The following is a 17,813-nucleotide window of genomic DNA, read 5'->3' as shown; positions in this document are numbered from 1 at the left end:
AGCTTTCACTTCAAAAAATAATCGGGAATAAACGTAGATATCCAAGGAACATAGGCGATTATAAGTGTCGCGATCAACATGGGGATATAAATGGGGATCATCGTTTTTACGAGGTCTTTATAGGACGTGTCAGCAATCTCAGCTGCCAACGACAAGCACACGCCGACAGGTGGAGTGATCGACCCAATTCCTGTGGTGAACACCAAAAGCACGCCAAAGTGAATTGGGTCAATGCCCAGCTTAAGGATAATGGGAACGAGGATAGGCGTGACAACAACTTGAATAGCTGATGGAATCATGAAAAGCCCCATGATGAAAACAAACAACGTGATCAGCCCTAAAAGGACATAACGATTGCTGCTCAGCTGCAGTAACGCGTTAAGCACCGTCGTCGGTACTTGAGCGCGGGTGACAACCCAGCTGAACATGGACGCAAACGCGATGATTAATAACACCTTAATGCTGTTCAGTGCAACGTTTGCAAGAAGGCTCCACGTCGTACGAAGCGAGGCCTCGCGGTAGACAACAGCCCCCATGAAAAAACCGTAGAGGACGGCCACGGCAGCTGCTTCTGTTGGCGTAAACATGCCGCTGAGGATGCCGACAACAACAATAATGGGCATCATCAACGCTGGCGTTCCTCGAAGGATGGCGCGTCTAGCCTGTTTAAATGTAGCTCTGGGGGATGTCGGATAATTTTTCCTGATCGAGTAGTAGTGCGTAAACACCATTTGTGAAATCGCGATGACAAACCCAGGCAGGATGCCTGCGGCCAAAAGTTTACCGACAGGCTGCTGAGCGAGGACCCCATAGAGCACAAGGCCAATACTTGGAGGAATGATGGGACCAATGAGGGAGGAGGCCGCCGTGATGGCAGCGGAAAAATCAGCGTCATAGCCTTCCTTTTTCATCGCTGGAATCAAGATAGAACCCAGAGCTGCTGTGTCTGCCGTCGCCGACCCGGAGATGCCGGCAAAAAAGACGCTGGCAAGAATATTCACTTGCGCTAAGCCGCCGCGCATGTGACCAACCAAGGCCTTGGCCATGTCTATAATGCGGTCTGTTATGCCACTGAAGTTCATCAACTCCCCCGCAAGGTAAAAAAATGGGACGGAGAATATGGTAAACGAGTCGATGCCTGATACGATATTCTGCGAGAGAACATTCAGCGGGATACCTTGGTAGAGTAGGAAGATGAGTGAACTGACTCCTGTTGCAAAGGCAATGGGCATGCCTAAGAGCGTCAAGGCTGCGAGCAGAATAAACATCAGCGCGATCATCGGGCCTCCTCCTTCTTTTCGCACACTCTGCGGATCATGACAGGGAGTCGTATAAGGATGCTACACAACATGAAAAAACAACCAAAGGGTGCGGCTGCCCTCCAGAATGTAAACGGCAGCTTTAAAGCGCCTGATGTGATGTGCCATGAAACCTTCAGCAACTTAGGCGACGTAGCCGTCATTATGGCCAACATAACAGCGACAATGAGGTTTAAAAGGAGGTCAAGCCACCCCTGCGTTTTCTCTGGAAGCGACCGGACAAGCTCCGGTATCGCGAGATGAGCCCTTTGATAAGTCAGGACTGGCCCCCCGAACATCGTCATCCATACAAATAAAAGGCGAGAAAGCTCCTCGCTCCACACCAGAGGAGAATCCAACACAAAGCGGCAAAAGACCTGGGTGATCGTTAAAATAATAATCGCAACAAACAAAATGCCCACTACAACCCGAAATAACGCCATCAGACGCGAGTAAAAGCGTGTCAAAAACATCACCCCCTCATATTCTATGTTTTATAGTAAATAGACGGCATTTTATTGTAAAAACGCTACTTCATATTGCCAAATATTACTATTCACATAATGTTCGTCATACGCCAAAGGCAGCTTGTGTTGATCATAAGAATACCTGCGAATCAACAGCTGAGGTGATCCCTCCTTTACCTTAAGGTACTGAGCGTTTTCCCCATGAATTGCGACTGCTATGAGCTTCTCCTCCGCCAGGGTGACTGCAAGTCCTCGCTGAACAAAAAGACATTCCTTGAGATTAGAAAAATCTCCCAGTTCGCAAAAATTGACAGAGGCAAGTTCCGGTGCAAGGTAATTGTGCATAACAACGACAGGTTTGTTACCCAGGCTGCGCACGCGGATAAGATGCGGGAGCAGCGTGCTTGATGTAACGCCAAAAAAAGCTCGTGCATTTCCCGGGGGCTGACATACCTCAACAAGATGAGTCTTACACGTGAGATGAGTCCAATTTTCGCTGTAGTGTCGCTGTAACCCCGATTGCAGAAGCCAAGGCGTAGAACGCTTCAACTCTCGAACGCGCGTTCGCCGGCCCGGATGTCGTTCAATCAGGCCCTCGTTTTTTAATTTTCTAGGGCTTGTCGTACCGGAGCCTTGCTTACCCCATACAGTTCCTCCAGTTCGCCGTCGGTGGGCAAGACGCTGCCGGGGGGGTATTCCTCAGAGCCTATCTTGCGAAGGAGATCGTTATATATCTTGTAGTATAGAGGAATATCCATTGCCACCCACCCCAATCGTAACATTAAATTACCATTATCAAACTATGATCCTTAAATGTCATAATATTATGCTATCATGTTAAATGTGTCAAGGAAATTTTTGTCGATGGCAAGGAGGAACAAAAAACGTTATACTTCCTTAAGGTGCCTGGGGCTGGGTGAAGGCTTAATCGAGGTGCAAAACCCTTTGTGGGGCAGAGCCTATCTTCAGCGTCATCACTGGATAAAAGCGGGTATTCGCCGTGCAGCGTCTGTGCGAGACCGCTGCCGGCGGAGTAAAAATCAACTGTCATTCAAGGGAGGTAATGTCGTATGAGTAGTCAACAGAAGGAAGTGCGGAACTTCAACCCGAACCTGGTGTTGGTCGTCATGATCGTGCTCTGCACCATCGCGTCGTACTTCGTGACAGCCGGAGCCTATGATCGCGAGACGATCAACGGAGTGACGCGCGTCGTGGCGACGAGTTATCATGAGACGGCACGGACGCCGGTTTCGGTCTTCAAGATGTTCGAGTCCATCCCCCAGGGACTGACCGGCGCGGCGATGATGATGTTCGCCGTCATGATCATTGGCGGCGTTGTAGCGATCTACAACAAAACGGGCGTTATGGGCGCTGCCATCAACTCCGTCCTCAAGCTCTCAAACAGGGTGGGCAGTCAGCTAATTATCGCCATCATCGCGCTCGTCTTCATGTTCATCGGCGGCATCCTCGGCTGGTCGGAGCAGATCATCCCCTTCGTACCCATCATCATTTCACTGTCCATCTCGCTGGGCTACGACTCGCTGGTTGGCATGGCCATCTCCGGCTTCGCCTGCCTGATCTCCTTCGCAGTAGGGCCCTTCAATATTTATACGGTCGGCATTTCCCATAAAATCGCTGAGTTGCCCATGTTCTCCGGTTGGGGCCTGCGTCTCGCCGTGCTTGGCGTCGTGGCACTATCGAGCCTCTTCTGGATCCTGCGCTACGCAGCGAGTATCAAAAAAGACCCCGCACGGAGCCTGATGACCGACGTCGACACGAGTTCTCTGGTCATCCCTATCGATGAGTCCAACACATTGGACGGAGCCAAAACGGTTTCATTGATTTTCATGGGCATCTGCTTCGGCTTCACGGTGTGGGGACTGCTGACCCAAGGTTGGTCCTTCGGTGAGATGAGCGCCGTCTTCCTGATGGGCGGCGTCGCGACGGGCATCGTCAACCGCATGTCCGCTTCCGACATCTGCGACACCATCGTGAAGGGCGCACTGGCTGCGTTCGGCGGGGCATTGATCATCGGGCTGGCCCGCTCCGTTCAGTGGGTCATGACGCAGGGCGGATTGGTGGACCCCCTCGTTCACGGATTGACGAGCATGATGAGCACCGCTTCCTCCTACCTAACATCCGTATTCATGTTCATCGTCAATTTCTTTATCAACGCGCTGATCCCCTCCGGTTCTGGCCAGGCAATGGCCGTGATGCCCATCATGATTCCCATGGCCGACATGCTGCACATCACGCGCCAGACGGCGACGTTGGCTTTTCAGTTCGGCGACGGCATCTCCAACACGCTGTGGTTCACCAACGGCACGCTCCTGATCTATTGCGGCCTGGCCCGCGTTTCCTTGAAGAAATGGTATCAGTTCATCCTCCCGCTGCAGGTTTTCTTCTTCCTCATGCAGCTCGCGTTCCTGTACCTGGCCGATGCGATCGGCTACGGGCCCATGTAGGGGGTTCCACGTCATGGGGCGTGCTGGTTTGCGACACGCTTGAGTGCGCGCATCCTCTCCTGAATCTCAACACTACGATGCGTTATTCAAAATGGGGACGGAAGGCAGCTTGTGATTCTGCCCTCTGTCCCCACTTTCGGGGAGCCTTCCGGCTACCGCTCGCCTTTGCTCGCGGGCCGTCAGTCCCCTTCTCATGATTTCCTGCCGGTCAGCTCAACTCACGCAGCGGTGCGTGATGATGTCGATGATCGTGTGATCGACGTCCTTCATGCCCTCGCGGTTCAGCCGCGCCGCGTTCTCCGCCGTGCGCGTGAAGCTGTTCACGTCAACGACGCCCTGGGACACCGCCATCCCGCCGCCAGCCAGGGCGATCTGCGCCGCGTAAAAGGCCTCGGTCGCTCCCGTGCCGACCTTGAGCGCGCAGGACTCCTTCGCTCCGTCGCAGAGCATACCCGTGATGTTGCCCAGCACCAGTTCCATGGCCTTCTGCGCCTGCGCGTCCGTGCCCCCCAGGACGTTCACGATGCCTGCGGCCGCGCCTGCTCCTGCTGCCACCGCACAGCCACAGACGGGGCTAAGGCGCCCCATGCGGCTCTTGACGAAGCTCGTCGCCAGGTGGCTGTAGGCCACAGCGCGGGCGATCTCCTCGCGGGATTTTTGATGCGCCGCACCAACCACGTAGACCGGTAGGATCGCGGTGATGCCATGATTGCCGCTGCCCGCGCTGCTCATCACGGGCAGTGCCACACCCGCCATGCGCGCGTCAGAGGCTGCGGCGGAGATCGCCTTCACCTGAGCGGCCAAATCGGTGCTGTAGTTCGCACCAGCCGAGGTCCTGATGGTTCGCCCCAGGCCAAGCCCCACCTCGTGGTCAAAGCCGAAGTCCGAGATGCGCAGGTTCATCTCGATGCCCCTCCAGACGTAGTCCACGTCCTCAGGCGAGAGCCGGTCGGCCAGCGCCACCAACTCTTCAAAGCCCATCGTCTTCACCTGGTCGGGAATAGAAACGGAGGCGTTTTTTTCGGTCGTCTTTGGCGTGGCAGAGTCGCAGGACGGCACGGCCTCAAAGACGACCGTGTCGTTTTTTTTCACGAGCGTGATGTTGCCGTGCGTCTGCTCGATCACGGCCGTCCCCGTCTCCCCGCCAGCGTAAGCCTTCGCCTTGACGTAGACGCCGCCCTGACCGTTGGCCGTCAGCGTCAGTTTGCCGTCGTCGATAAACGCTCTGGCCTTCCGAAGGTCGTCGGGAGTCGCGTCCTTCAGCACCTCAAGGCTGTAGGCGCTGTGGCCACAGAACACCGCCAGTGCCGCGGCGATCTCGTTGCCGCGCGCGCCGTCGGTCCCCGGCACTCCGACGGCGATGCCGTTCTTAAAGATGTTGTCGCTGACGACGACCTCCAATCGCTCCGCCCGCGCGCTCAGCTGCTCGCACGCCCTGGCGACCGCCAGCGCCACAGCCCCCGGCTCAGTACAGCCCAACGCCGGCTTTACCTCTTCATGCAAAAACTCAGTGATGGTGAACATAGGCCCTCCCAAACTCTCCAGTGCCAAAAATCAGCGACAACACGAACGCTCGACGACCGTCTTATGAACCAGCTCCAGGAACTTCTTCGGGGTGTGCGGCTCGATCACGCAACCCGGCCCCAGGATCAGGCCGGGGCGACCGCACATCTCCCGCACCTCGCCGACGACCTGTTCCTCCGTCTTGGTCAGCCAATTCTCACCCCAGCTGAGGCCTCCAACGAACGCCTTTGTGCTGTACTTGCGAACCTCCTCCATGGAGGGGCCTTCATCGCGGTCGTGCCAGCTCAGCCCCTGCACGGGGTAATGCTGAACTTCGTCGATGCGCACCTGGGCGCCGTGCAGGTGCAGAACGTTAAACCAGGTCCTGTCCTTAACGGCATTCAGGATCGCAAGGTCATACTTTTCGACAAACGCCTCGTGCTCGGCTTTTTCCATCGTCTGGCGCCCCGAAAGCTGCGAGGCATAGAAGAATCCGTCCGCGCCCAGGTCGGCGGAAGCGCGGGCAAATCGAATCGTGGTGTCCGTGACCATCTCCAGCACGCGGTGGACGCGAGCGGGGTCCTCGCGCATATGCCTGACCAGCACGGCTGGAGAACACATCTTTGCCAGCGTGGTGGCCGGGCTGAAAAGCGTCTGCAGGAAGGGCACGTGTTCCTCCATCATCTCCATGAGAATGCGCTGCGACTCCAGGACGACGGCGTACTCACCCCGGGTTCCGTCGATAGGACGAATGCGATCCCAGTCCCTGACGTCCCTGATGACGGGCTCATGCTGAGTGGGGGCCTTTTCAAAGCCCTCGTACACGTCAAGGTCAACGCCCATGTCGATGGTGGTGTAAAGTCCAAAGGGCATGTACTTGATAAAGTCCAGATCGTACTCCCTCTGGGCCTTGAGCGCCAGTTCGGCCAGGCGGCGGGGATGACGGTCGCGATTGGGGTAGTGCATCCACATGCTGTAGGGCGTGCGGTCGTTCTCCTTCAGCGCAAGGGCGTTTTCGATCCTCTGCTTGTGCGTCAACATTGATAAAACCTCCCGAAATATAGTACGACATGACAAAACTTACTATCGCGCGCCAGACAGCATTCACCGATCCTCCAGGCGTTACCGCAGCACGCGACGGTTGATCAGCGGCATAAAAAGCGTGGTCGAGCGATTCGAGTCCGGAGCGCGGACTTCCTCCTGCTGCAGGAAGCGGTCGAGGCGGCGAAGCGCCGTCACCATATGTTCGTGAAGCAACACGGTCGCCTCCACCGCATCACCGACCCGGCAGGCCTGAAGGATCGCGTCGTGGGATTTAAAGGCGTTCTCCTGCACGTTCGGCAAAGTAATGTCCATCTGAACGTAGCGATCGATCTTGTTGTACTGTGACTCGATCAGCTCCAGCAGACGGGGCTTTTCTGCAATTTCATAAAGCGCGCGGTGAAATTCCCAGTTCGTCTTGCGGCTTCGCCTTTCCGGCGGCGTCTGCGTCGATTCCAGGAGCAGGTTGTGGACTCGCGCAGCCGATTCTTCCGTGATGTTCTGCACGACGTAACGCAAGATCAAGGACTCGAGCGCGTAACGGATCTCAAAGATCTCGTGCAGCTCCTCGATGGACAAGGAGGCAACGACCGCCCCCTTGTAGGGGATGATCTGCACAAGCCCCTCGCTGGAGAGCTGCATCAGCGCCTCGCGAACGGGGATGCGGCTGACGTGGTATTCCTCCGCCAACTCGGCCTGCAGCAGTTGTTGCCCGTCGTGATATCGTCCGGAGAGGATGTCGCTGCGCAAACTCAAGTACACCTGCTTGTTCATGGTGCGCTTGCCGTCTTTAAGCATGACGCTCGACTTTCCTCCTCGCAAAGGCCAGGGCCTCCCGATAGGTTTTCTCGTCGGGACAGTAGATCTGCGCGAGGCGCCCGTACTTTCCCCTCAGCTGAAACGAGTTCATCCCCGTCAACTCCCTGAGGCTCCGCACGTCGCTCCAGTCCACGTCCCTCGCCACGCTGCCAACGACACCTTCCGGGACGCCAACGGCAAAGGGGCGAACGTGGGCTCCCGACGCACCCGGCACATTCCTCGCGCGAAGCGTCTCGACAAAAACGCCGTTGTCCTCAAAGCGATAACACATCACATAGCCGCGACGGTAGAAGAGCAGGCAGACCACGACGAACAGCACCCCAACCAGCAGCACCAGATAGCTTGCATAAATCGAGGCCGCCGCGAGGTGCGTTCCCGCCAGGGCCCCCCCGCCAAACACGACCTGGGCAAGCGCCATGACCAGCACGGTAACGAACCAAAGGATCACCAGCGCCGAAGCCAGGTCCATCAGGAGCAGCGGGTTGGTGAGCACGGGGACGCCGCAGAACCAACGCAGCGTCCGCTCCGTGCTCCCGTGTCGTTCTGGAGCGTCAGACATGGCGAACAAGCTGATCCTTCAGCCTGTGGCACGCGACGAAATGTCCCGGTTCAATTTCGACCAGCGCGGGCGTTTCGCTGGTGCAGGCGTCCCCGCGACGCGCACAGCGCCCTGCGAAGCGACAGCCGGCAGGAGGATTGACCGGGCTGGGCACGTCTCCCTCAAGGATGATTCGCTGTTTTTTCGGCTCGACGCTGGCGACGGGGACGGCCGAAAGCAGTGCCTGCGTGTAGGGATGCAGCGGCGACTTGAACAGCGTGCTGTTGTCTGCCTTTTCCACCACGTTGCCGAGGTACATGACCGCAACCTCGTCGGAGACGTAGCGGACGACCGACAGGTTGTGCGAGATGAAGAGGTACGTGTAGCCGCGCTGCTCTCGCAGATCGGCAAGCAGGTTGAGGACCTGTGCCTGAATGCAGACGTCCAGCGCCGAAACCGGCTCGTCGAGGACGATAAAGTCCGGGTCCAGCGCAAGGGCACGGGCGATGCCGATCCTTTGACGGCGTCCGCCGTCCAGCTCGTGGGGAAAGGAGGTCGTCAAACGCGAGGCCAGGCCGACCAGGTCCATGAGCTCGCCGATTTTTTCGTTCAGCTCCTTGTGCGAACGGCAGACCTCATTGATGATCAGCGGTTCGGCGATAAGCTGCGACACGGACATGCGAGGATTCAGCGACGAGAAGGGGTCCTGAAAGACGATCTGCGCACGACGGCGAAATTCGCCGCGCTTCGCCCCCTCGAACTTCAGCGCGTCCTCGCCATCGAACAGCACCTCTCCGCCACTCGCTTCGATCAGGCCGATGATCACGCGCCCCAGCGTGGACTTTCCGCAGCCCGACTCCCCCACCAACCCCAGCGTCCTGCCGCGCGGGATGTCGAGCGACACGTCGTCAACGGCGTGAAGCAATCCGCTGGAGACGGTGAAATACTTTTTCAGATGTTTTACTTCGATGAACTTATCCGGTTTATCGCTCATAACCACTCCACCTCACTGCAGGAACGCGTTGCCCGACGCAGGGGTCAGCGGGAAGTAACAATCGACGAAATGTCCCGTTTCCACTTCCTGCATGCCGCAGGCCCTTTCATGACACAGGTCCTTCGCATAAGGACAGCGCGGCGAGAAGGAACAGCCCTTCGGCAGGTTCGTCGGGTCGGGCGGCAAACCGGGGATCACGGCCAGCCGGCTTCCAAGCGGGCTCTCCAGCGTGGGCACCGCGTTGAACAGCCCCTGCGTGTAGGGGTGCTTCGGCGCGGTGTAGAGGCTTTTGAGGTCGGCGTACTCGATGAGATGCCCCGCGTACATGATCGCCACGTTGTCGCAGGTCTCCGCCACGATGCCCAGGTCATGAGTGATGAGGAGCATCGACGTTTTCTCGCTCTGCTGCAGCTTCTTGATCAGCTCCAGCACCTGGGCCTGGATCGTCACGTCGAGCGCCGTGGTCGGCTCATCGGCAATGATCAGCTGAGGGCGACAGGCCAGAGCGATGGCGATCACCACGCGCTGGCGCATTCCGCCCGAAAACTGGTGCGGAAAGTCCCTGGCGCGCTCGGGGCGGATGCCGACCAGGCGAAGCATCTCGATGGCCCGTTCGCGCACCGCTCCTCCTTTTAACTTCAAGTGCAGGGAAACCATCTCCACGATCTGATCCTCGACGGTCATGATCGGGTTCAACGAGGTCATCGGGTCCTGAAAGATCATGGAAATGTCGCCGCCGCGCAGGCGACGCTTCTCGGTCTCCGTCATCTTGCATACGTCGACCCCGTTAAAGAGGATCTCGCCGCCGACGATCTCGCCGGGAGGGGTCTGCACCAGCTGAAGGATGGAGAGGGCCGTCGTCGTCTTGCCCGCCCCCGTCTCGCCCACGAAGCCCAGCGACTTTCCGCGCTCCAGCCTCATGTTCAGGTGGTTGACCGCCTTCACCACCCCCGAATCCGTGTTGAACTGCACGGAAAGGTCTTTGATGTCCAGAAGAACGTCCTTATTTTCGCCCATGGTGTCCACCTAACGCTTCTGCTTGGGGTCAAGCGCGTCGCGCAGACCATCGCCGAGGAAGTTCAGGGAAAGGATCGTGAACATGATGGCCAGCCCGGGGAAGATGCTCATGTGCGCGCTGTTGCGCAGGTACGGGCGTGCCGCAGACAGCATGCCTCCCCATTCGGGATAGGGCGGCTGAATTCCCAGGCCGAGGAAGCTCAGGGTCGCAGCAAACAAAATCGCGTTGGCTACGCTCAGCGTCGATTGCACGATGAGCGGCGCGGCGCAGTTGGGCAGGATGTAAAGACAGATGATGCGCTTGTGAGAAGCGCCCATGGCGCGAGCCGCTTCAATGAACTCCTGATCCTTGATGGAGAGCACGGAGGCGCGCGTCAGACGGGCGAACTTGGGAATATAGGTGATGCCCACGGCGACCATCAAGTTGAACAACCCCGGACCGAGAACGGACGAGATGACGATGGCCATCAGGATCGTGGGGATGGCCATCTGAACGTCCATCAAACGCATGAGGACGTTGTCCAGCCTGCCGCCGAAGTACCCGGAGACCGCACCGATCAGTCCTCCCACCACCAGCGAGATGGAGACGGCGATCAGGCCGACCTGCAGGGATATCCGAGAGCCGTAGATGAGCCGGCTGAGGATGTCGCGCCCGAACTCGTCGGTCCCCAGCCAATGGAGTGTCGAAGGTGGCTTGCAGATCATCATATAATCCTGCTGGGCGTAGCCGTAAGGCGCCAGCTGATCGGCAAAGACGGCGCAAACGATCAACACGAGCAGGATAAAGAGTCCGAACAGCGCCAGGTAGCTGCGGCGCAGACGGATCATCGTGTACTTGAACATGGAGTTACCCTTCACGACAGTCCCCCCTACTTGACGTGAATGCGCGGATCGACCACCGCATATAGCAGATCGACGGCCAGGTTGATGAAGCAGTAGGCCATGGAGATGAACAAAACGCCTCCCTGAATGATGGGATAATCGCGCAGGTTGATGGCATCGAGCATCAGGCGACCGACGCCGGAGATGGAGAAGATGGCCTCCGTGACGATCGATCCACCCAACAGCGTGCCGAACTGCATGCTGATAATCGTCATGACAGGGATCAGTGCGTTCGGCAGGGCATGGCGCCAGATTACGACGCTCCCCTTCTGCCCCTTGGCACGGGCGGTCCTGATGTAGTCGGATTTGATCACCTCCAGCATGCTCGACCGCGTCATCTTCGCGAAGAGGGCCGTTGATGAGCCGGAAAGGGTGACGACGGGCAACACCATCTCACTCAACGTGTCGAAGCCCATCGAGGGCAGCCAGCCCAGCTTGACCGAAAAAGCCAGAATGAGCAAAAGTCCCGTCCAAAACGTCGGCATCGAAACGCCCAGGAGAATGAAAACGGTCACCACGCTGTCCAGCAGCGAGTATTGTCTGATCGCGCTGAGAATCCCCAGCGGCAACCCCAGGAGCGTGCTGAAGAGCACCGCCGCAAACGCCAGCTTCATCGTCGTCGGGATGCGAATCGCCAGCTCCTGAGAGACGGGACTTTTCATGTTGTAGGAGTACCCCAAATCAAACTTTGTAACGGCATTGAAAACGTACCGCCCAAACTGAACGAAAAAAGGATCGTCCAATCCATGCTCACGGCGAAACGACTCGATGGTTTCAGGCGTAGCTTCCTCGCCAAGGGCGATGCGGGCCGGGTCCCCAGGCGTAAAGTAAAGAATGGTGAAGAGGATGAACATGACGCTCAGGATAACGGGGATCAGCATGAAAATTCTGCGGATAGCGTACTTCAGCACGGGAGCATCACCTTTTTCCTTGAGTTCTGTCGGGAAAAACAAAAAAATTTCATAGGGGAAGTGAGTAAAGGGGCTTTGCAAGGCTCGGGGGCCAACGGCCCCCGAGCCTTGCAAAGGCGGAAGCTACTTCAGACGCTCGGTCTGCTCAGGGTAGTGGATATTGGTCAGCAGGTTGATCTTTCCGTCGTAAAGCTCATCGACGCCGATCAGGTCCTTCTGGGCGCCGTGAAGCTCGTCGGCCTGACACAGGTAAACCCACGGGTGCAGGTCGTTGACGCGATCCCAGATCTTCTGGAAAACCTGACCGCGCTTTTCTTCGTCGATACTGTGATTGGCCTCATCCATCAGGTTGTCGATCTCAGGATCGGAGATGCGGGCCGAGTTGGTGCTCGCGATGGAGGTCGTGGTGATGACCGACTGCCAGTAAACCCCTGCGTCGCGATTGGTCTGCATGCCCCAGGTGGCGGCGTACATGTCGTACTTCTCAGGCTCTTTGCGCACCTTGTCGCTGATGACGGCGTTCTCGAACACGGAGACGTTGACCTTGATGCCGACGGCACCCAGCATGCTCTGCAGTACGGTCGCGCCGTTGACGCGGTCGGCGGCGTTCATCACCCAGAGGTTCAGCTCGAGGTCCTTGACGCCGGCCTCCTCCAGGAGCTTCCTGGCCAGATCGGGGTCGTACCCCCACTTCTCGGGGTTCTCAGGGAACCAGGAGGACGCCGTGGGCAGCGGGCCCTCGCCGGGGATGCCGTTGCCGTTGTAGACGACCTGAACGTAGGCTTCCTTGTTGATCGCCGCGTCGATCGCCTTACGCACACGGGAGTCCTTCAACTTGGGGCTGTCCATGTTCATGGCCAAGTGCAGCAGGACCAGGCCGGGAGCCTTAACGGCCTTGACGCGATCGCTGTTCTGCAGGCGCTCGAAGTCCGAGGGCGGCACGGCGTAGATCATATCGACCTTATCCGTCTCGAGGGCGATGATGCGGGTGCTGTCGTCCGGCAGGACGACAAAGGTCAGCTTCCTGGCGTAGGGTTTCTCGCCCCAATAGTCGTCAAACGCCTCCATTTCGACCCGCTCGCCCTTCGTCCAACTGACGAACTTGTAGGGACCGGTCCCAACCGGCTTGCGGAAGTAGTCGGCTCCAGCCTCCTCAACGGCCTTGCGATTCAGGATCATGGCGTAGGGGTGTTTCATCGAGCCAAGCCAACCGCCGACCGGGCCGTTCGTGCGCACGATCACCGTATGCTTGTCGATCACCTCAAAACCCTTGGGGTCGATCCACACGCCCTTTGATTTTGCAAACACGGAGCTCTTGGGATCGGTCACGCGCGTCAGCGAGAACACGACGTCGTCCGCCGTAAACTCCTCGCCGTTGTGAAACTTGACGCCCTTGCGAAGGTAGAACTTGTAGGTGTGGTCATCAAGCACCTCAACCTTTTCGGCCAGCACCGGCGTCAGTTTGCGCGTCTTGCCGTCAACGGTGAAGAGCGGCTCGTAAATCTGCTTCTGCATGGAGAAAGAATAGGTATCGACCGCGTTCTGCGGGTCGAAGTTCTTCGCGTCGATGGAAACTCCAACGCGAAGGGTTTCACCCCTCGACGCGGCAAAGGCCACCCCGGCATACAACATCGCCAGAGCAAAACAAAGCGCGAACGTCTTCTTCATAGACAAAGGACTCCTTCCTGAATCAAGATGTTACGACAATGACACCAGGCGCTGCTGCACTTCCCCTATCGTAGCCACATTGCGTCGTGGACACATCCATTGGAGGCCAAGCCCCCCACACTCGGTCGTAAAATCCATTATCTCCAAATAATATCCACGGCTTCTTTGATTCTAGCAAATAATATACAAAATGCAAGCCTGCTGAACCCATTCAACGCGACAGTGCGCAATCGCAAAAAAGCGCCCTGTTTTGAGTAAAAAACACGAAAAATACCCCATTCATTCTATTCTTGCCCAGGATAAAATCGGGGCTCCGAATTTAATCAGCGAAACTTAACGCTTCGATCGATTATGCAAAGAAAGCAAACTTGTATACAATATACAGGTCGTTCGTTACGCGCCATCAGGTTGCCCTCAGCCTCCGGAAGTGCAACACTCCTCCAGGCGGGGTGAAAAAAGTCAGGAGGAAGATCATGGCTTCAGAGATCATGGAGAAAGCTCAAAGCATACGGAACTACCTCGTGGAATGCAAACGCCGCATCCACCGCCATCCCGAACTTGGCATGCACGAAATCGAAACCGCGGCCTTCGTTCGCTCCGAACTGAAGAAGCTCGGCATCGAACTTCAGCCCATAGACACACCGGTCGGCGTCGTGGGAATCGTTCGCGGCCAGAAAGACGCCCCCGGCAGGGTGATCGCCCTCAGGGCCGACATGGACGCCCTGCCGATTCAGGAGGAGGCTGCGGTCCCCGACGCCTCGGAAGTTGCAGGCGTGATGCACGCCTGCGGTCACGACGCCCACACCGCAATGCTCCTGGGGGCTGCAAAAATCCTCACGTCGATGCCCGATCGCTTCAGCGGCGTGGTCAAACTCATCTTTCAACCTGCCGAAGAAACCCTTGGAGGATCGGAGCTGATGATTCGTCTCGGCTGCCTCGAGAACCCAACCGTGGACGTCATCCTGGGGCAGCACGGCATCGCTGAATTCGCTACGGGTGACATCGCTTTCCGCGAAGGCCCCAGCATGGCCTCCTCCGACACGTTCTCCGTCACCGTCAAGGGCGTCGGCGGACATGGCGCATACCCCCACAATTCGGGCGCAGACGCCCTGCTCGCCTCGGCAAACTGCGTCATGTCGCTTCAGGGTCTGATCACCCGTCAATTCAACGCCGTCGATCCCGTCGTCCTTTCGATTTGTACTTTCCACGGCGGAACGGCGAAGAACATCATTCCCGCTGAAGTGACCTTCGGCGGCTCCATCCGCTGTCAGTCCCCAGCGAGCCGCAGCAGGATCAGGGATGTGATGGACCACATGATCAGCTCCATCGTTGCCGGCTACAACTGCACTCACGAGCTCGACTACGTTTATGGCGTGCCGCCCCTGGTCAACGATCCCGACGTGGTCCACGCCATGCGTTCCGCCGCCGCGAAGCTGCTCGGTGAAGAACACGTCAAGACGATGAGTCAGGCGCGCATGGGCTCGGAGGATTATGCCTGCTACTGCGAAAAGATTCCAGCCTCTTGTTTCGCACGGCTGGGCATCCGGCAGGAGGGCAAAGAACCGACCCGGTTCCACAGCCCCACCTTCGTCTTTGACGAAGAGGCCCTTCCCGTGGGGGCGGGTTTTTTCGTTCAGGCCGTGCTGGAGCTGAATGGAGCGATCGCTGGTCCGACCCTATAACCCTATAAGAGGTGAGTGCCCGTCAGGGCCCCTTTAGGCGCCTGACGGGCACTCACCTCACAGTCGGTAAAAACGGTGGCCGTTTACGCTTCCCCTCGCCGTCCTTCGTCAACGCAGCGGCGCCCCTGAAGGGCCGAGACAGGACTGCAACGCGCATTGGGCTTGGAATGGAGCATACTCCTCACTTCAGCAGCATCGTCACGCCGGAAACGGCCATGTAGCCGTACACGGCAAAGCGCAGCCTCTTTGCGTCAAGCCGGTAAAATATCTTGTTGCCAAGGAAGACGCCAAGGGCAAGCGCTGCCAGCATGAGCAGCCATAGGTGAAACGTCGTGGACGTGATGACGCCGTTGTGCCACCGCACGAACGTCGAGATGCCGGAGGTGAAGCAAAAACTGGCGTTCAGCGTCGCGCGGTACTCTTCGTTGCTGTCCGTCGCAGCCAGGAGATAGATCGCAACCGGAGGCCCGCCGACGGAAAAAAGCCCCGCGCAGGTGCCCCCAATGGCACCCGCGATGACGCCGTTCAGCGGCGTGCCCTTGATGCGGATCGTTCCGCCCAGGAAGATAAAATAGAGGCAAACGGCGATCAACATCGCGCCCAGTGCGTGAATCATGAACTTTTCCGCGGCCCCCAGGGACAACTGCACCGACGCCGCCGAGCAGCACAGGGCCACGAGCGAACAGGGCAGCAGGATCTTGAAGTTTATGCTGCGATGGTGTGGCACAGCGATCATCAGCGCCGTGCTGAGACCGCATAGCGCTGAGACGGCCACGGCCTGCTGGTAGGGAAGAAAGTACGGCCACGTCGCCATGGCCACTGCCCCAAAGCCGAAGCCGCACACGCTTGCGACGACGCCACCGACGACGGTTACGCCCATCATTGCCGCTGCCACGACCCAATCCATCCGATCATCTCCATTTTCCCCGACATGAGGGCGCCCAACCACAGCAGAGGTTGCCGGCCTCCGGCGTTGCATCACTGCCCCTCCACTAACGGCCCGCCCACATCTCGCATTGACCAGTACTCCTTGTATTGCGTCAACCCCGCCGGACGCCGATGGGCTACCCTAACCCTGGATGGCGGGCGGAAAACCATCCTTTGGCGGCCTGTTCACGCTCCGAAGAGATCGGCGTGCGTGCCCGTTCCCGAGGCGGAGAGAATCAGTCTGTCCTCGAAAATCTGGTAAAGCAACAACCAGTCCCCCTCGATATGGCATTCACGAAAATCTTTCAGTTCACCGTTTAACGGGTGATCCCGATATTGGGAAGGTATCGGTTCACCGCTTGTCAGGAGGGAGAGAACCTTGACAAGCTTAGAGATATCCTTGCCGCGCTTCTTCATCAATTTGACGTCGCGCTTCATTCTGTTGGTGTAGACGATTTCAAGCACCGTCAATCCTCCAACATGGAAGCGACCGCCTCTTCTGCCGTCTTGAAGGGACCATGCAGATTTCGACGTTCCCGAGTGTCCCGAATGGCTTCCATGAGTTCCAGGGTGGGGACGCGATGACTTACGGCAAAAGGAATGCCGTTATGTTCCAGCGCCTTCATAAGAAAAATCCTGACCGCCGTCGAGGTGTCCAGTCCCAGGCTTGAAAACAGGCTGTCCGCAGCCGCTTTGGTGTTGTCATCCACTCGGATTTGTATTGTAGCCATAACGCACCTCCAATAAATCGACCAATCATGACGTTCACAAGAAAATCATAATGAATTGTCATGCTATGTCAATATTTTCAGCGGACAACTCGCCGGACATCATGCGGAGAAGCAAGGAAGCGCGTGCGGCTCGAAGACGACAACTTCGCAAAATTCACTTTCGATGGTTACATCCTGTCGATTCGTTTATCCAAATCTCATACCGCCGATGCCAACGTTCAACGCCAAGGCGGCACGTGATTGCAGGCACGACTTGCATTCATTATAGCATTCGGGCCGCCTCGCATCGCCGCATCCTGCCCGCACCCGGTCCTTATGGCCGTTATGCTTTATAATAGTAGGGACGGCGGGAGCGGCCGGAGGGCCGTTCGCCGCCCCCACGGGTCCCAGCGCGTTCCCTGATCCTGAACTCTAACCCTAATGAGGAGGCGCACTCTCATGACGCATCAGGCACTGCTGACGCTCTTTCCGGTCATCTTTCCCATCCTTGCAGGGATCTTCCTGCTACTTCACCACGTCCATGACGACCGGCAAAGACACGTCTACGTCGAACTGTCCACCATCCTCAGCGGGCTTTTGGCCTGCGCGGTCGCGTTCTGCTCAAACGGGGAGCTCCTCGTGCTGTGGCGCGCCACGGACTCCCTGCGGCTGGCCCTTCGCATGGACGCCCTGGCCAGGGTCTTCATCCTCCTCATCGCCTTCATCTGGCCCCTCGTCACCCTCTACGCATTCGAGTACCTGCACCACCGTCCGCCAGAGGACCGCTTCTTTGCCTTCTTTCTGGCGACCTGCGGCATCCTGAACGGCGTCGCCTGTTCAGCCAACTTCCTGACGCTCTACCTCTTCTTCGAGCTTTTGACCTTCATGACG

General features: G+C 57.7%; 19 protein-coding genes. 3 read left to right on the top strand and 16 right to left on the bottom strand.

The features are described from left to right. Positions 1-5 precede the first annotated feature (5 nt). The 4 genes from SY1_RS00495 to SY1_RS12695 all read right to left on the bottom strand — a co-directional run bounded on the left by SY1_RS00495 (position 6) and on the right by SY1_RS12695 (position 2,523). Complete coding sequence (locus tag SY1_RS00495) at positions 6-1,280, bottom strand: TRAP transporter large permease (protein WP_015555818.1); 1,275 nt, start codon at positions 1,278-1,280, stop codon at positions 6-8. Next, complete coding sequence (locus SY1_RS12700; RefSeq protein WP_423868982.1) at positions 1,277-1,741, bottom strand: TRAP transporter small permease; 465 nt, start codon at positions 1,739-1,741, stop codon at positions 1,277-1,279. Before SY1_RS12700 ends, SY1_RS00495 begins: the two co-directional genes overlap by 4 nt. Positions 1,742-1,813: 72 nt before the next feature. Next, positions 1,814-2,314, bottom strand: coding sequence for a UTRA domain-containing protein (locus SY1_RS00485; protein ID WP_208872477.1), 501 nt, complete (start codon positions 2,312-2,314; stop codon positions 1,814-1,816). Between the two features lie 53 nt (positions 2,315-2,367). Further along, on the bottom strand, positions 2,368-2,523 hold the full coding sequence (locus SY1_RS12695) for a GntR family transcriptional regulator (RefSeq protein WP_423868981.1): 156 nt from the start codon (positions 2,521-2,523) through the stop codon (positions 2,368-2,370). Between the two features lie 312 nt (positions 2,524-2,835). On the opposite strand from SY1_RS12695, the gene SY1_RS00475 reads away from it, so the two are divergent. Beyond that, positions 2,836-4,230, top strand: a complete 1,395-nt coding sequence (locus SY1_RS00475; RefSeq protein WP_208872475.1) for a YfcC family protein — start codon at positions 2,836-2,838, stop codon at positions 4,228-4,230. A gap of 213 nt (positions 4,231-4,443) precedes the next feature. Here the strand turns inward: SY1_RS00475 and SY1_RS00470 are convergent, their stop codons facing one another. From SY1_RS00470 to SY1_RS00430, 9 genes are all read right to left on the bottom strand, one after another. Then, a complete protein-coding gene (locus SY1_RS00470; protein ID WP_208872474.1) occupies positions 4,444-5,754 on the bottom strand; it encodes an L-cysteine desulfidase family protein in 1,311 nt (436 codons plus the stop codon). A gap of 30 nt (positions 5,755-5,784) precedes the next feature. After that, the gene (locus tag SY1_RS00465; RefSeq protein ID WP_015555815.1) at positions 5,785-6,774 is read right to left on the bottom strand and encodes a uroporphyrinogen decarboxylase family protein; all 990 of its coding nucleotides are present in this window, start codon (positions 6,772-6,774) and stop codon (positions 5,785-5,787) included. 81 nt (positions 6,775-6,855) lie between these two features. Next, positions 6,856-7,572: a GntR family transcriptional regulator gene (locus tag SY1_RS00460; RefSeq protein WP_015555814.1), complete on the bottom strand. Its 717-nt coding sequence runs from the start codon at positions 7,570-7,572 to the stop codon at positions 6,856-6,858. After that, on the bottom strand, positions 7,565-8,161 hold the full coding sequence (locus SY1_RS00455; protein ID WP_208872473.1) for a hypothetical protein: 597 nt from the start codon (positions 8,159-8,161) through the stop codon (positions 7,565-7,567). The genes SY1_RS00460 and SY1_RS00455 overlap by 8 nt, the downstream gene beginning before the upstream one ends. Next, positions 8,145-9,125 (bottom strand): ABC transporter ATP-binding protein, encoded by a 981-nt coding sequence (locus tag SY1_RS00450; protein WP_015555812.1) that lies wholly within the window; start codon positions 9,123-9,125, stop codon positions 8,145-8,147. The genes SY1_RS00455 and SY1_RS00450 overlap by 17 nt, the downstream gene beginning before the upstream one ends. A gap of 12 nt (positions 9,126-9,137) precedes the next feature. Continuing rightward, entirely contained in the window at positions 9,138-10,142 is a 1,005-nt protein-coding gene (locus tag SY1_RS00445) for an ABC transporter ATP-binding protein (RefSeq protein ID WP_208872472.1), read from the bottom strand. Positions 10,143-10,151: 9 nt separating this feature from the next. Beyond that, complete coding sequence (locus SY1_RS00440) at positions 10,152-10,985, bottom strand: ABC transporter permease (protein ID WP_015555811.1); 834 nt, start codon at positions 10,983-10,985, stop codon at positions 10,152-10,154. 26 nt (positions 10,986-11,011) lie between these two features. Further along, positions 11,012-11,935, bottom strand: a complete 924-nt coding sequence (locus SY1_RS00435; RefSeq protein WP_208873927.1) for an ABC transporter permease — start codon at positions 11,933-11,935, stop codon at positions 11,012-11,014. Positions 11,936-12,058: 123 nt separating this feature from the next. Next, positions 12,059-13,603: an ABC transporter substrate-binding protein gene (locus SY1_RS00430; protein WP_015555810.1), complete on the bottom strand. Its 1,545-nt coding sequence runs from the start codon at positions 13,601-13,603 to the stop codon at positions 12,059-12,061. 473 nt (positions 13,604-14,076) lie between these two features. On the opposite strand from SY1_RS00430, the gene SY1_RS00425 reads away from it, so the two are divergent. After that, positions 14,077-15,285: a M20 metallopeptidase family protein gene (locus tag SY1_RS00425; RefSeq protein ID WP_015555809.1), complete on the top strand. Its 1,209-nt coding sequence runs from the start codon at positions 14,077-14,079 to the stop codon at positions 15,283-15,285. Between the two features lie 181 nt (positions 15,286-15,466). Here the strand turns inward: SY1_RS00425 and SY1_RS00420 are convergent, their stop codons facing one another. From SY1_RS00420 to SY1_RS00410, 3 genes are all read right to left on the bottom strand, one after another. Then, positions 15,467-16,192, bottom strand: a complete 726-nt coding sequence (locus SY1_RS00420; protein ID WP_015555808.1) for a sulfite exporter TauE/SafE family protein — start codon at positions 16,190-16,192, stop codon at positions 15,467-15,469. A 206-nt stretch (positions 16,193-16,398) separates the two neighbouring features. Next, positions 16,399-16,677: a type II toxin-antitoxin system YafQ family toxin gene (locus SY1_RS00415; RefSeq protein ID WP_208872471.1), complete on the bottom strand. Its 279-nt coding sequence runs from the start codon at positions 16,675-16,677 to the stop codon at positions 16,399-16,401. A 2-nt stretch (positions 16,678-16,679) separates the two neighbouring features. Beyond that, positions 16,680-16,943, bottom strand: coding sequence for a type II toxin-antitoxin system RelB/DinJ family antitoxin (locus tag SY1_RS00410; RefSeq protein WP_015555807.1), 264 nt, complete (start codon positions 16,941-16,943; stop codon positions 16,680-16,682). A 438-nt stretch (positions 16,944-17,381) separates the two neighbouring features. Between SY1_RS00410 and SY1_RS00405 the strand changes: the two genes are divergently transcribed. Further along, on the top strand, positions 17,382-17,813 hold a 432-nt coding region (locus SY1_RS00405), incomplete at its 3' end, for a hypothetical protein (RefSeq protein WP_208872470.1).

Origin of the sequence: Fretibacterium fastidiosum (assembly GCF_000210715.1) — a bacterium.
In the GTDB taxonomy this organism is placed as follows: Bacteria; Synergistota; Synergistia; order Synergistales; family Aminobacteriaceae; genus Fretibacterium; species Fretibacterium fastidiosum.
This window is presented reverse-complemented; position numbering and strand designations above follow the sequence as displayed.

What these genes read in the sequence shown, in the direction of transcription:
- SY1_RS00425 (WP_015555809.1), top strand. Translation starts at nt 14,077, where the DNA reads ATGGCTTCAGAGATCATGGAGAAAGCTCAAAGCATACGGAACTACCTC.
- SY1_RS00430 (WP_015555810.1), bottom strand. Translation starts at nt 13,603, where the DNA reads ATGAAGAAGACGTTCGCGCTTTGTTTTGCTCTGGCGATGTTGTATGCC.
- SY1_RS00470 (WP_208872474.1), bottom strand. Translation starts at nt 5,754, where the DNA reads ATGTTCACCATCACTGAGTTTTTGCATGAAGAGGTAAAGCCGGCGTTG.
- SY1_RS00465 (WP_015555815.1), bottom strand. Translation starts at nt 6,774, where the DNA reads ATGTTGACGCACAAGCAGAGGATCGAAAACGCCCTTGCGCTGAAGGAG.
- SY1_RS00450 (WP_015555812.1), bottom strand. Translation starts at nt 9,125, where the DNA reads ATGAGCGATAAACCGGATAAGTTCATCGAAGTAAAACATCTGAAAAAG.
- SY1_RS00410 (WP_015555807.1), bottom strand. Translation starts at nt 16,943, where the DNA reads ATGGCTACAATACAAATCCGAGTGGATGACAACACCAAAGCGGCTGCG.
- SY1_RS00460 (WP_015555814.1), bottom strand. Translation starts at nt 7,572, where the DNA reads ATGCTTAAAGACGGCAAGCGCACCATGAACAAGCAGGTGTACTTGAGT.
- SY1_RS00440 (WP_015555811.1), bottom strand. Translation starts at nt 10,985, where the DNA reads ATGTTCAAGTACACGATGATCCGTCTGCGCCGCAGCTACCTGGCGCTG.
- SY1_RS00420 (WP_015555808.1), bottom strand. Translation starts at nt 16,192, where the DNA reads ATGGATTGGGTCGTGGCAGCGGCAATGATGGGCGTAACCGTCGTCGGT.
- SY1_RS12700 (WP_423868982.1), bottom strand. Translation starts at nt 1,741, where the DNA reads ATGGCGTTATTTCGGGTTGTAGTGGGCATTTTGTTTGTTGCGATTATT.
- SY1_RS12695 (WP_423868981.1), bottom strand. Translation starts at nt 2,523, where the DNA reads ATGGATATTCCTCTATACTACAAGATATATAACGATCTCCTTCGCAAG.
- SY1_RS00445 (WP_208872472.1), bottom strand. Translation starts at nt 10,142, where the DNA reads ATGGGCGAAAATAAGGACGTTCTTCTGGACATCAAAGACCTTTCCGTG.
- SY1_RS00475 (WP_208872475.1), top strand. Translation starts at nt 2,836, where the DNA reads ATGAGTAGTCAACAGAAGGAAGTGCGGAACTTCAACCCGAACCTGGTG.
- SY1_RS00495 (WP_015555818.1), bottom strand. Translation starts at nt 1,280, where the DNA reads ATGATCGCGCTGATGTTTATTCTGCTCGCAGCCTTGACGCTCTTAGGC.